This is a genomic window from Micromonospora sp. WMMD1219 (genome assembly GCF_049315215.1).
GTDB lineage: Bacteria > Actinomycetota > Actinomycetes > Mycobacteriales > Micromonosporaceae > Micromonospora > Micromonospora tulbaghiae.
The window spans coordinates 2,221,397-2,234,658 of record NZ_CP186057.1; the positions used below are offsets into that span (position 1 = coordinate 2,221,397).

The window sequence follows — 13,262 nt, forward strand, 5'->3', positions numbered from 1 at the left end:
AGGCGGGCCGGTTCGTCAGGGCCGGCCGGTGGCGTACGACTCCAGGTGCGCGAGCTGCACCGGGTCCAGGGAGGGACGGACGCGGGTGCGGGCCGCCTCGACGTGCGCGGCGGTCACGGTGCTCGCCTCCAGCGACTCCCGCATGGTGGCCAGCGCCGCCTCCCGGATCAGCGCGGCGCAGTCGGCGGCGGAGAAGCCGTCCAGCTCGGCGCCGAGCGCGTCGAGGTCCACGTCCGGCGCGAGCGGGACGTCCCGGGCGGACGCGCGGAGGATCTCCGCGCGGGCCGGACCGTCCGGCGGCGGCACGTAGACCAGCCGTTCCAGCCGGCCGGGACGCAGCAGCGCCGGGTCGACCAACTCGGGACGGTTGGTCGCGCCGACCACCACCACGTTGCGCAGCGCCTCCACGCCGTCCAGCTCGGTCAGCAGCGCCGCCACCACCCGGTCGGTGGTACCGCCGTCGGTGGCCTGCCCGCGTACCGGGGCCAGCGCGTCCACCTCGTCCAGGAAGACGAGCGTGGGCGCGGCCTGGCGGGCGCGGCGGAACAGCTCCCGGACCGCCCGCTCGCTCTCACCCACCCACTTCGAGAGCAGCTCCGCGCCCTTCACCGACAGCACGTTCGCCCGCCCGGTACCGGCCAGCGCGGTCACCAGGTAGGTCTTGCCGCAGCCGGGCGGACCGTAGAGCAGCACGCCGCGCGGCGGTGTCACGCCCAGCCGGGCGAACGTGTCCGGATAGGTGAGCGGCCAGAGCACCGACTCGGTGAGCGTCTGCTTGACCTCGTGCAGCCCGCCCACGTCGTCCAGCGTCACCGACGCCAGCTCCAGCGTGGACGCGGACATCGTGGTCGGCCGGACCACCTCCAGCGCGGCGGTGAAGTCGGCCATCGCCACCGTCGGCGTCTCCACCGTCTTCTGCCGCAGCGCCGCGCGCACCCCGGCCTCGCGTACCAGCGCCGCCAGGTCCGCCGCGACGAACCCGGGGGTACGGGCGGCCACCTCGTCCAGCCGGACGTCACCTGCGAGCGGCACCTCGCGGGTCAGCACCGTCAACTGCTCCCGGCGCAGCGCCGCGTCGGGCAGCGGCACGGTGATCCGCAGCGCGAGCAGGTCCGGGCCGCGCAGCGCCGGGTCGACCGCCTCGGGGCGCCCGCTGGTGCACACCACAGCGGCGCCTGCTCGCAGCGTCTCGGCGACCACCTGCCGGAACACGGTGGCCAGCGGGCCCGGCTCGTCGGCCGGGGCGATCGACTCCACGTCGGTGACCAGCAGCACGGCGGGACCACCGGCGCGTACCGCCGAGGCCGCCTCGCGCAGCCGGCGGGCCGCCGCGTCGTTGCTGAGCGCGGCCAGTTCCGGTGCCCACAGCGGCCGGACGCCCGCGCCGACCCGGGCGGCCACGGCACGCACCAGCGCGGACTTGCCCGAGCCGGCCGGACCCTCCACCAGCACGCCGAGCGAGACGGTGGTGCCGAGCCGGCCCAGCACCTCGCGGTGGTGGAAGCCCAGGTCAAGCAGTTCGGTCAGCTCCTCGGCCTGGGCGCGCAGGCCGGGCAGTTCGTCCACGTCGGGCGCGTCCTCCGGGCCGAGCAGGTCCGCGTCGGGTTCCGTCCCGGCCGGGGCGGCGGGGGCGGAGACCCGCGCGGTGGAGGCCGAGGACGCCGGGCCGGAGCCGCGGGTGGCGGCGCCGTGTTCCCAGCCCACGACCGTGTCCATGGTGACGAGCGCGCCGACCGCCGGTTCGGTCGACACGACGGTGAGCAGCGTGCTCGTCCAGGCGTACCCGACGGAACTGGCCAGGCTGCGCCGCGCGGCCTCGATCAGGCCGCGCACGGCGGCGTCCGGCAGCACGTCCTGCGGCAGCAGCGAGACGTCGTCCCCGGCGGTGACCACCTTGCCCAGCAGCGCGAGCCGCAGCATCTCCGGCGGGACCGCGGCGACCACTGCGGCCGGGCCGGACAGGGTGAGCCGGCGTGCCGGGGTCGCGGGCAGCGGGCTCACCGTGACCTGGCCGCCGGCCCGCAGGCCGAGGTTGCCCAGCAGCAGGTCGTCGGCGTGCAGCAGGGCGCCGCTGGTGCTCGGCTCGGCGGCGGCCGCGATGCCGGCGGTGACCCGGCGGCCGGTCAGGCGTACCGGGTCGCCGGGGCGCAGCGCCAACGCGGTGAGCACCTCGGGATGCAGGCGCACCACGCCGCGCCGGGCGTCGAGCGCGGCCGGCCGCAGCGTCGCGGTCAGGGTCAGGTCGGGTTCGGCCACCCGCCGACAGTAGCCGCCCCGATCATCGGGTGGCGGGTCAGCGCGGACCCGGGTCGTCCAGCAGCGAGGGGTCGCGCCGGATCATCTCGGCCAGCCGGGCCGCCGGGTCGGACTCCAGCGGGTCGTGGCCGGGCGCGGGCACCGTCTTCACCGACATGGGCCACGCCGGCGGCGGCGCGGGCGGCGCCGCCGGGCCCACCGTCACCGCCGTGCCGGACCAGGAGACCCGCAGCGGGTACGCCTGCTCGCCCAGTTCCACGCGCAGCGTCACGGCCAGCCCGGGGTGCTCGGCCACCACCCGCCGGACCGCCTCGGCGACCTCCTCGACCGGGTCACGCCGCACCGGCGCCTCGCCACCGCGCAGCCGGTACGCGCCGTGCCCCGCCCGCCCGTCGCCCGGCTCGTCCGCCGCCTCCTCGGGTACGTCCCGCCCGGTCGCCCCGGCCGGCTCCCCGGGCATCGGCGCCCGGCGGCGCAGCGCCTCCTCGCGCCGCGCCATCCGGGCCAGTGTCTCGTCCAGATCACCCCTCATGGCGTCCACCCCTTCGCCGGACAACGGATCGAAACGACTGCCGGTTCAGCCTGCCCGGGATCGGGTGGCCCGGTCCAGCGCGCGGTCCAGGACGACGAGCAGGGCGTCCCGTACCGAGAGGCGGTCCCGGGCGTCGAACTGCACCAGCGGCACGTGCTCACCGATCGCCAGTGCCCAGCGGATCGACGGCAGGTCCAGGGCCAGCCGGCCGTCGAAGGCGTTGACGCCCACCGCAAACGGCAGCCCGGACCGCTCGAAGAAGTCGATCGCCGGGTAGCAGTCGTCGAGCCGGGCGCTGTCCACCACCACGAGCGCGCCGAGCGCGCCCCGGGCCAGGTCGTCCCACATGAACCCGAAGCGCGCCTGTCCGGGCGTACCGAAGAGGTAGAGCTTCAGGCTGCGGTCGATGGTCACGCAGCCGAAGTCCATGGCGACGGTGGTGGTGGTCTTGCCGGCGACCCCGCCCGGGTCGTCGATGCCGATGCCGGCGGTGGTCATCTCCGCCTCGGTGGTCAGCGGAGCGATCTCGGAGATCGCGCCGACGGTGGTGGTCTTGCCGACCCCGAACCCGCCGGCGATGAGGATCTTGACCGGGATCGGCGGCCGGGGCGCCGGCACCCGGCTGACGATCGGGGCCGGTTCGGCCGGCGGCACACCGGGCGGCAGGTACGGCAGCGGCGGGGTGGGCGGGGGCGGCGTGGCCCGGCCGATCAGCGGCGCCGGGCCGCCGTAGCGGCTCGGGGCGCTGTTGGCGGACGGCCCGCCCGTGGCGGCCGCCGGCCATTCAGGAGATCGCACGAAGTCCATCAATCACTCGCAGGATGATGTCGGGATCGAGGGCGTCGTCGACGTCCGCGACGTGCACGTCGAGATGGCCGGCGGCCCGCAGGTCGCCGACCAGCACCCGGGTCACCCCGAAGTGCATCCGGGTCCGGGCGGAGATCTCGGCCACCGAGACGGGCTCGGCGCAGATCGCGACGATCGCCGCCAGCTCCGGGGCCAACCGGGCGGTCACCGCCCACGAGGTGCTGCCCGGACGAGCGGTTACCTGGGTCTCCAGGCCGATCGCCGGGTCGCCGTCCACCCGTCCGGACGTCAGCACGAAGGGGCGTGGGCCGGTCGGCTCCCCGTCGCCCGCGTCCGGCTCCGGCACCGGAGCGGACGCGTGCAGGAAGGGGCGGATCCGGAAGCCGGGTTCCGGCTCCGGGTCCGCGCCGGCGGCCCCTGGGCTCATTGCTGTACGGCGTTCTTCAGCTCGGCGATCAGGCGCGGACTCAGGGCACCGCCGGCGCGGCCGGCGAACAGCGTCATCTCGTACGCCACGGTGCCCAGGTTGGCCGTGCGGTCGGCGACGACGCCGAGCACCGAGCCGCTGCTGATCGCGCTGATCAGCAGGTAGCCCTCGGCCATGTCGACGATCACCCGGTTGAGCGCGCCGAGCGCGTACCAGCTCGCCGCGCCCCCGGCGAGGCTGGTCATGCCGGAGACCACGGCGGCGAGCCGTTCCGCGTTGGACCGGTCCTTGATCGCGGACATGGCCATCAGCAGCCCGTCCGAGGAGACCGCGATCGCCTCCATCACCCCGGCGGTGCTGGAGGTGAACGAGTCGAGCAGCCAGTTGAAGGTGCGTGCCTCGGGACTGAGGTCGCCGGTGGTGCTCTGTTCGACGTTCTCGTGGAGGAAGGGGCTGGTCACCGTGATGGGTCCTCTTCGTAGCGGCGGTCGGTACTGACTTCGCGCAGAGCACGGGCGACGCCCGCCTCGAACTCGCTGATCCGGTTGCGGACCTCGACGGGATCGCCGGGGTCGGAGCTGGTGGGCGGCACGGACTGCGCCGGGGCGACGGACAGGTTCGCGCCGGGCACCCGGCGGCTGAGCCGGGGCCGTTCCGCCGCCGACGGCGTGGGATCGACCGCGCCCTCGGCTCGCCGTACCCCGTCCTGGAACGCCTCGACCAGGGCCCGGACGCTCGACGGGTCCGCCGGCACGCCGATCAGCGGCCCGCCGGTGGCCGGTCCGGCCGGTCCGGCCGGTGGTGCCGGCGGCGCGGCCGGCAGGTTCGCGCCGGGCACCCGCTGCCGGATCGGCGACCGGGTACCGGGCCGCCCGGCGGGCGGGCCGATCGGGTTGGGTCCGGTCGGCGCCGCCACGGCCGGGGGCGGCCCGGCCGGCGCCGGCGGGCGGGTGCCACCGCGCTGCGGCGCGACTGCCGGCCCGTGCTGCGGCGCGATCGCCGGGCGGTGCTGCGGCGCGAGCCCGGGACCGTGCTGCGGGGCGACGGCCGGGCCGGCGGGCGGCGGTGCGAGCGCCGGGCCGGTGGACGGCGCCAGGGCCGGGCGGGTGGCCGGCGGCGCCAGGGTCGGGCCGGTCGCCGGCCCGGCGGCCGGGGGAGCGGCCGGGGCCGGGCCGACGACCGGTGTCGGCGGGGTGACGTGCCCGGGACGTGCCGCCGGTCCGGACGGCCGGGTCGCCGGCGGCCAGACCGGCGGCGGACCGCCGGCGGCCGGATCGTCGTCCTCGTCCGTCTCCGCGGTGCCGGCCTGGCTGCCGAAGGCGTTCCACGGGTCGCCGCTGGACATGCTGCGCGTGGCCCGGGTCAGCAACTCGGCGTCGAAGCCGGCCGGCGCGTCGACGGCCGGTGGCTCCGGCTCGTGGGTGCCGGGCACCGCGGCGCGGCCGGCGCTGACGCCGACCGGCTCGGGACGGCGGATCACGAGCGAGGCGCCCGGGATCTCCAGGGCGGCGGTGACGCCGCCGCCGGGGGTGTGGCTCAGCCGGACGCTCCAGCCGTGCCGGCGGGCCAGCCGGCCGACCACGAACAGGCCGAGCACCTCGGTCGGGGCGAGGTCGAGGCGTTCCCGCCGGGTGAACCGGGCGTTCTCCTCGGCCATCCGGTCCTCGGTCAGGCCGATGCCGTGGTCGACCACGACCAGCCGTGCGCCGCCGTCGGTCAGCTCACCGGTCACCACCACCCGCGTGTGCGGCGGCGAGAACGAGGTGGCGTTCTCCATCAGCTCGGCGAGCGTCAGCACCAGGTCGCCGGCGATGGCGGGGGACGCCGCCACGCCGGGCGGGACCTCCACGTCGACGCGGGTGTAGTCCTCGATCTCGCCGAGCGCGAGCCGGACCACGTCGGCCAGCGGGACCGGCGCCACGTGACCGTCCGAGCCGGTGGCGCCGGAGAGCACCACCAGGCTGCCCGCGTTGCGGCGCAACCGGCTGGAGATGTGGTCCAGCCGGTAGAGGTGTTCCAGGCGGCCCGGGTCGGTCTCCTGCCGTTCCAGCCGGTCGATGAGCGCGATCTGGCGGCCGACCAGGTTCTGCGTACGGCGGCCGACGTGGCCGAACATCTGCGCCACGTTGCGCCGCCCGGCGACCTGCCGCTCGACCAGCCGGGCGGCGGTGTGCTGCACCCGGTCGAACGCGCGGGCCAGGTCGCCGATCTCGTCCCGGGCGCTGATCTCCACCGGGTCGAGGCGTACCGGGGGGACGGTCTCGGACTCGTCGTCGGCGACCCGGGTCAGCTCGGCCTCGGTGACCCGGGCGACGCGCTCGGCGGAGCGGGTGAGCCGGCTCAGCGGCCGGGCCACCGTACGCGCCACGGTCATGCTCAGCAGCACCACGACGAGCAGGATCGCCGTCGCCGCGAGGCTGACCAGCCAGGCCGCGGTCAGGGCCTCCCGTTCCCGGGCGCGGGTCTCCGCGATGACGTCCGCGACGACCTTCTTCTCCACGAACTGGCCCAGCGTGATCATCGACCGGGCCGAGGGGAACAGCACGTCCAGCGGCACCGGCGCGATCGCGCCGACCGGGTCCCGGAGGCTGTCCACCAGGAACGTCGGGCTGGTCCGGGCGGCCACCGCCGCGTCGTCCAGCTCGGCCACCTTCAGCTGCTCGGGCGTGATCAGCTTGCGGAACCGCCGGTTGTCGACGTTGAGCCCCGCCATGCACGCCACGAACGACCGGGCCACCAGCGGATCGCCTGTCGCCTTGACCAGCACGATCTGGGTGGTGCACGAGCTCAGTGCCTCGTCGACGCGCAGCAGCGCGTCCAGGGCGAGCACCTGCCGTCCGGCCGCGGTGTCGGTGTCCACCTGGAAGGGCAGCCGCAACGCGTCGATCAGGGCGGTGTCGACCTCGCCGAACACGGTCAGGATCTGCTGCGGCGTGGCCCGGCCGGCGAGCGTGGCGTTGCGGACGTCCTCCAGCCGCCGTACCCCGTCGAGGCTCTCGCGGACCGCCGACGGCAGCGGCTCGGCGCGCAGGTCGGCGACCCGGTCGTCGACGGTGGCCGACTTCTGGATCAGCTCGGTACGGCTCACCCGCCCGAGCAGCAGCCCGACCGAGAGCAGGCGTTCCTGCTGGAGGTCCTGGACCAGGCTGCCGACCCGGCTGGCGACGCGGACGGTCTCGGCGGTGTCGGCGGCCCGCTGGGCGGTGGTCACCCGGTCGATGACGACCGGTACGGCCAGTCCGACCATGCTGAGCAGCGGAATGATCACCAGCAGGGCGAGCTTGCCCCGGATGCGTAATTTACCGAGCAGCATCGAACGGCCTCCACCGGTCGGCGTCGCCACCGTGCCCCACAGCGACCGGCTGGCGGTCGGCGCCGGGCGCGGTGAGCGGTGGTTCCGGGTGGACAGTGGGCGCCGGTGCGGCCTCGGCCGGTTCCCGGCGTGCCGGGGTGGCCCGGGACCGGTCCCGGCGCAGCGCGGCGACGTGCAGCGCGACGATTCCGGCGATCAGCAGAACCGCCGCCCCGGCGGCGATCCGGCCCAGCAGCCGGTCCCGCTCCAGGGCGTCGAGGCGTTCCACGAGCAGCGCGTCGAGCTGGTCGAGGATGACCGTGCGGAGCTCCTTGGCGGCGTTCTGCGCGCTGATCCCGGCGCGGGTGAGCTGGTCGGTGCCCGGCGCGGCCCGGCCGGCGCCGGGTGCCGAGTAGGTCGCGAACGTCTCCAGTGAACGCTGGTACGTGTCCAGCGGGGTGAGCACGTTGGCGCCCAGGTCGGTGCTCTCCGAGCTGTCGACCGCCGAGCGCAGGTCGGCGACCAGGTCGGTGGCGGGACCGAGCGCGGAGACGCGCAGCTCGGCCAGCTCCGCGCCCACCCGCGCGCGCTCGGCGGCGGGGCGCTTGGCGGACAGCCGGGCCAGGTCGACGAGGCGTCCGGCCAGCACCGTCGCGGTGGGCAGGTCGCCGCCGATGCCGTCCTGGAGGAAGAACGAGTCGGAGCGCGGGTCGCGGATCAGGCCGGAGCTCTCCCGTACCTTGCGGTAGAGGGCCAGGAGCAGGTCGGACGCCTCGCCGTAGGCCCGGTACGCGGCCTCGGGGTCACCGATTCCGCGGTCCGGCAGCGACTCCAGCTTGGCCCGCAGCCCGGCCCAGCGTTCGTGGGTGCGCAACTCGTCTCCGACGGCGTTGTCCACCTCCGCGACGCCCTCGATGGCGGCGGCGAGCGAGGCCCGGGACACGGCTCCCTCGGCGACGGCGATGGCCTGGGCCTCCACCAGCGTGTCGGTGACCGGCCCGAGGGCGCGCAGGTAGCGGACGCCGAGCCGTTCCCGGGTCGCCAGGTCGTGGTCGTCGGCGAAGTCGCGTTCGGCCTGGACGAAGATCAGCCCGAGCGGGGCCAGCAGCGCCAGCACCAGAACCAGGGCGAGCGTACGGCCCGGTACGGCGGGCCGCCGACGGACCCGCGACGCGGGGACTGTCATGGTGTGTCTCCTCCGGCGACGGCGGGGCGATCGGTGCCCCGGGAGGTCGCCGTACGCAGTCCCGTGCACCGGACCGGAAAAGTAGCCGAACCGGACGCGGGTGGGACCTCGGCCGATGAGTCGGCTTCACGTCAGTCCACTTTGGGTGACCCTGTGTCAGGGCGAATGGTACGTAGCGTGCGATCGTGTAGCCGAGAAGTGACATCGACGGTGGTTTGCGCCCGTAGATGTGAATTCACATGATCCGAATTCGTCCCGCTGGGATGCTCTGGACCTTTGGCGGATGACGGACGCTACGCGACGATCGGTGCAACCGGACAGACGTACGGCGGATCTCAGCGAATGCTCAGCCGTCGGCCCGTACCGTGTGGCGCATGAGATCAACCGCCGCGCGGCTCCGGCGCGCCCTGGCCGGCCGTCCGCGCCGCACCGTCGCCGCAGTGGTGGTGGTCGTCCTCGTCGCCGCCGCGCTGGTCTGGGTGGCCCGGCCGGGCGGCACGGACTTCCGGACCGAGCCGGAGACGGTGACGGTACGCTCCGGGCCCTCCGGCGACGAGCCGGTCGACCTGGACACCACGCTCTACCTGCCGGAGGACGCCTCCTCGTCCAACCGGGTACCGGCGGTGCTGCTGGCGCACGGCTTCGGCGGGACCAAGGACTCGGTCCGCTCCGACGCCGAGGACCTGGTCGCCCGCGGGTACGCGGTGCTCACCTGGACCGCCCGCGGGTTCGGGCGCAGCGGCGGCCAGATCCACCTGGACAACCCCGACTACGAGGTGCGGGACGCGCAGCGGCTGCTCGACCGGCTCGCCCAGCGGCCGGACATCCGCCTCGACGCGGCCGGCGACCCCCGGGTGGGTGTGGTCGGCGGCTCGTACGGCGGCGGCCTGGCCCTGCTGCTGGCCGCGCAGGACCAGCGGATCGATGCGATCGTCCCGATGATCACCTGGAACGACCTGTCCCGGGCCTTCCTGCCGGAGAGCAGCGGCCGGCAGCCCACCGACGGTGTGTTCAAGAAGGGCTGGGCGGGCATCTTCTTCGGCGGCGGCGGGAACGCCGGATCCGGCCCGGCCGGTCTCTCCGGGGCCACCGCCGCCGCACCGGAGGGCGCACCCGAGTCCGCCGGCCCGCCGAGCCCGCAGCCGGGCGCCGGGCCGGGCAGCGGTCCCGGTCGCGCGCCGGCCGGCGCCGCCGACCCGTCCTGCGGGCGCTTCGCGGCCGACGTCTGCGCCGCGTACCTGCGCATCGCCACCACCGGCCGGGCCGACGCGGCGGCGGTCGAGCTGCTGCGCCGGTCGTCGCCGGCCGGCGTGCTGGACCGGATCAAGTCGCCGACGCTGCTGGTGCAGGGCGAGGCGGACACGCTCTTCCCGCTGGCCGAGGCGGACGCCAACGCCCGGGGCATCGCCGCGGCCGGCACACCGGTGCGGGTCGCCTGGTTCACCGGCGGCCACGACGGCGGCTCCGGGCCCACCTCCGACTCCGACCGGGTGAAGTTCCTGACCGCGCAGTGGCTCGACCACTACGTCAAGGGGGACGGGTCGGCCCCCGGCGACACGTTCACGTTCTCCCGGATCGCCGGGTTCGACGCGCTCGACCGGGGCCTGGTGGCGACCGGCTTCCGCATCGCCGACTATCCGGGCCTGACCGGTGAGGGTCGCCGCGAGGTGACCCTCGCCGGTCCGCCGCAGCCGGTCGCCGTGCCGCCCAACGGCAACCCGGCGGCCATCTCCTCGGTGCCGTTCGCGGGCGCGCTCGGCTCGCTGCTGGACGGCGTCGCCGGTGACATCCCCGGCCAGCACGCCCGCTTCGAGTCGGCGCCGCTGGACGAGCCGGTCGACGTGGTGGGCGCGCCCACGGTGCGGATCAGGGCCGCCTCACCGACCGGCGAGGCGGTGCTGTTCGTGAAGCTCTACGACGTCGACCCGCAGGGCGCGGCCACGCTGCCGTCCGGCCTGGTCGCGCCGGTGCGCCTGACCGGCCTGCCGGCCACCGTCGACGCGGCCACGCCGGTCACCGTGACGCTGCCGGGGATCGTCCGGCGGGTCGAGGCCGGGCACCGGCTGCGGCTCGTCGTGGCGACGTCGGACCAGGCGTACGCCTCGCCGGCCGAACCGGCCGTGCACACGGTGGCGCTCGCGGACGGGCCGCTGACGCTGCCCACCGTCGACGCCACGCCGATCCCCACCACCGCCACGATCTGGCGCTGGGCGCTGGCCGGACTGCTCGCCGCGATCGTGGCCGGGCTCGTCGTGGTCGTGCTGCTCACCCGTCGCCGGCACCGTCGCCAGGACGACTCCGTGCACCCGGAGTACGCGGGCGTCCCGCTCGCCGTGCGCAACCTGCGCAAGGAGTACGCGGACGGTTTCGTCGCGGTGTCCGACGTCGACTTCGAGGTGCACCCCGGCCAGGTGGTCGGCCTGCTCGGGCCCAACGGCGCGGGCAAGACCACGACGCTGCGGGTGCTGATGGGGCTGACCCAGCCCACCGCCGGTGAGATCTACGTCTTCGGTCACCGGCTGGTGCCGGGCTCGCCGGTGCTGTCCCGGATCGGCGCGCTGGTCGAGGGACCGGGCTTCCTGCCGCACCTGTCCGGCCTGGACAACCTCAAGGCGTACTGGCGGGCGACCGGCCGGCCGTGGGAGGACGCGCACTTCGACGAGGCGCTGGAGATCGCCGGCCTGGGCGACTCGGTGCACCGGCGGACGAAGAAGTACAGCCACGGCATGCGTCAGCGGCTGGCCATCGCCCAGGCCATGCTCGGCCTGCCCGAGCTGCTGGTGCTGGACGAGCCGACGGACGGGCTGGACCCGCCGCAGATCGCCGAGATGCGCCGGGTGCTCCAGCGCTACGCCACCGACGGCCGGGCGGTGCTGGTCTCCAGCCACCTGCTGGCCGAGGTGGAGCAGACCTGCACGCACGCGGTGGTGGTGAACAAGGGCCGGATCGTGGCGTCCGGCCCGGTGGAGGAGATCGTCGGCGAGTCGCCGAGCGTGCTGTTCGAGGTGAGCGACCCGGACGCGGCGCGTACGGTGCTCGACCGGCTCGGCGGCGTACGGGTGCTGCCCGACGTCGACGGTGGGCTGGTGGTCGACACCAACGGCACCGCCCGCAGCGAGGTGGTGGCGGAACTGGTCCGCGCCGGCATCGGGGTGGACCGGGTGGTGCCCCGGCGCCGCCTGGAGGACGCGTTCCTCGCCCTGGTGGGCGAGAACTCTCGGGGAAGCGGGGACCGGTGATGGCGGGTTCGTCTGTGGCATCGTCGCCTGGTGGCGGCACGTCCGGTACGGCGGCGCCGGGCGCGGGCGGGGCGGCGGCCGGTTACCGGCCCTCGGCCACGCTCCCGTTCGCGGCGGAGTTCCGGCGGCAGGCGTCGCGCCGGCGTACCCAGCTCGCGCTGGGGTTCATGGTGCTGCTGCCGCTGATCATCCTGGTGGCGTTCCAGTTCGACGCCGGGGACGACGACGGCGGCGGGCGGGGCGAGTTCTCCAGCCTGGCCGACCTGGCCACCTCGGGCGGGCTCAACTTCACCCTGTTCTCGATCCTGGTGTCCGCGTCGTTCCTGCTGGTCGTGGTGGTGGCGCTGTTCTGCGGCGACACGGTGGCGAGCGAGGCGAGCTGGGGCAGCCTGCGTTACCTGCTGGCGGTGCCGGTGCCCCGGGCCCGGCTGCTGGCGGTGAAGCTGGTCGTCGCGCTCGCGTACTCCGGGCTGGCCCTGCTGTTGCTGGCCGGCACCGCGCTGCTCGCCGGCACGCTCCGGTACGGCTGGAAGCCGCTGAGCAGCCAGGTCTCGGCCGAGCTGGCCCCGGCTGACGGGTTGCTGCGGCTGCTCGGCGTGCTCGGCTATCTGGCGGTCGTGCTGCTGGTGGTGGCCGGGCTGGCGTTCCTGCTGTCGGTGACCACCGATGCCGCGCTGGGCGCGGTCGGCGGGGCGGTGCTGCTGTGGATCCTGTCCAGCATCCTGGACCAGATCACCGCGCTGGGCGGGCTGCGGAACCTGCTGCCGACCCACTACAGCAGCGCCTGGCTGGGTTTGCTGTCGACGCCGATGCAGACCGACGACGTGGTCAAGGGCGCGTTCTCGGCGGTCGTCTACGCCACGCTGTTCTGGGGTCTGGCGTTCTGGCGCTTCACCCGCAAGGACGTCACGAGCTGAGGTGAGGCGGACGGGGTCGCCACGGGCGTGGTCCGGCCCATATCATGGGAGCGTTCCCACAGGATTGTCCCGCCTGCAAGGAAATCGATTAACATCAATCAATAGTCCCGCCATCCTGGACGGCGTCCGGCACCCGTACCAGGAGGTTTCCCATGATCCCGGCGCAGCTGAAAGCCCCCGTGCTGTCCCTGTTCCGCATCGTCACCGGCGCGCTCTTCCTCTGCCACGGCACCGCCTCGATCTTCGGCGTCTTCGGCGGCAACCCGGCCACCGGCGGGGCCGTCCCGTTCGGCACCTGGCCCGGCTGGTGGGCGGCACTGATCCAACTCGTGTGCGGCGCGCTGGTGCTCGTCGGCCTGTTCACCCGGCCGGCCGCGCTGCTCGCCTCCGGCTCGATGGCGTACGCGTACTTCGTGGTGCACCAGCCGGACCACCTGATGCCGATGCAGAACGGCGGCGAGCTGGCCGCGCTCTTCTGCTGGTCGTTCCTGCTGGTCGCGGTGCTCGGCCCGGGAAACTGGGCGCTCGACACGCTGCTGGCCCGCCGCCGGTCCATCGCGACCGAGCCCACCGCGGCCCCGGCCTCGGTCCCGGCCTGAGTCCGCG

The 13,262-nt window shown here is 75.1% G+C and carries 10 protein-coding genes; 3 read left to right on the forward strand and 7 right to left on the reverse strand.

Annotation, left to right across the window (positions count from 1 at the left end; all coding sequences use genetic code 11):
• Positions 1-15: 15 nt before the first annotated feature.
• Genes ACN27C_RS10640 through ACN27C_RS10670 form a run of 7 tightly spaced genes read right to left on the reverse strand, consistent with a single transcriptional unit; the run spans position 16 to position 8,500 of the window.
• Entirely contained in the window at positions 16-2,256 is a 2,241-nt protein-coding gene (locus tag ACN27C_RS10640; protein WP_422751058.1) for an AAA family ATPase, read from the reverse strand.
• A gap of 37 nt (positions 2,257-2,293) precedes the next feature.
• A complete protein-coding gene (locus ACN27C_RS10645) occupies positions 2,294-2,788 on the reverse strand; it encodes a hypothetical protein (RefSeq protein ID WP_422751059.1) in 495 nt (164 codons plus the stop codon).
• 45 nt (positions 2,789-2,833) lie between these two features.
• The gene (locus ACN27C_RS10650) at positions 2,834-3,595 is read right to left on the reverse strand and encodes a GTP-binding protein (protein WP_199733027.1); all 762 of its coding nucleotides are present in this window, start codon (positions 3,593-3,595) and stop codon (positions 2,834-2,836) included.
• Positions 3,573-4,022: a DUF742 domain-containing protein gene (locus tag ACN27C_RS10655; RefSeq protein ID WP_120572877.1), complete on the reverse strand. Its 450-nt coding sequence runs from the start codon at positions 4,020-4,022 to the stop codon at positions 3,573-3,575. The genes ACN27C_RS10650 and ACN27C_RS10655 overlap by 23 nt, the downstream gene beginning before the upstream one ends.
• Positions 4,019-4,483 (reverse strand): roadblock/LC7 domain-containing protein, encoded by a 465-nt coding sequence (locus tag ACN27C_RS10660; protein WP_013288866.1) that lies wholly within the window; start codon positions 4,481-4,483, stop codon positions 4,019-4,021. Before ACN27C_RS10660 ends, ACN27C_RS10655 begins: the two co-directional genes overlap by 4 nt.
• Positions 4,480-7,335 (reverse strand): nitrate- and nitrite sensing domain-containing protein, encoded by a 2,856-nt coding sequence (locus ACN27C_RS10665; RefSeq protein ID WP_422751612.1) that lies wholly within the window; start codon positions 7,333-7,335, stop codon positions 4,480-4,482. The genes ACN27C_RS10660 and ACN27C_RS10665 overlap by 4 nt, the downstream gene beginning before the upstream one ends.
• A complete protein-coding gene (locus ACN27C_RS10670) occupies positions 7,322-8,500 on the reverse strand; it encodes a hypothetical protein (RefSeq protein WP_121686415.1) in 1,179 nt (392 codons plus the stop codon). The genes ACN27C_RS10665 and ACN27C_RS10670 overlap by 14 nt, the downstream gene beginning before the upstream one ends.
• A gap of 374 nt (positions 8,501-8,874) precedes the next feature.
• Between ACN27C_RS10670 and ACN27C_RS10675 the strand changes: the two genes are divergently transcribed.
• The 3 genes from ACN27C_RS10675 to ACN27C_RS10685 all read left to right on the forward strand — a co-directional run bounded on the left by ACN27C_RS10675 (position 8,875) and on the right by ACN27C_RS10685 (position 13,255).
• Positions 8,875-11,739, forward strand: a complete 2,865-nt coding sequence (locus ACN27C_RS10675; protein WP_422751060.1) for an alpha/beta fold hydrolase — start codon at positions 8,875-8,877, stop codon at positions 11,737-11,739.
• On the forward strand, positions 11,739-12,656 hold the full coding sequence (locus ACN27C_RS10680; RefSeq protein ID WP_194801866.1) for an ABC transporter permease subunit: 918 nt from the start codon (positions 11,739-11,741) through the stop codon (positions 12,654-12,656). The genes ACN27C_RS10675 and ACN27C_RS10680 overlap by 1 nt, the downstream gene beginning before the upstream one ends.
• A gap of 152 nt (positions 12,657-12,808) precedes the next feature.
• On the forward strand, positions 12,809-13,255 hold the full coding sequence (locus tag ACN27C_RS10685) for a DoxX family protein (protein ID WP_422751061.1): 447 nt from the start codon (positions 12,809-12,811) through the stop codon (positions 13,253-13,255).
• The last annotated feature ends 7 nt before the right edge of the window (positions 13,256-13,262 follow it).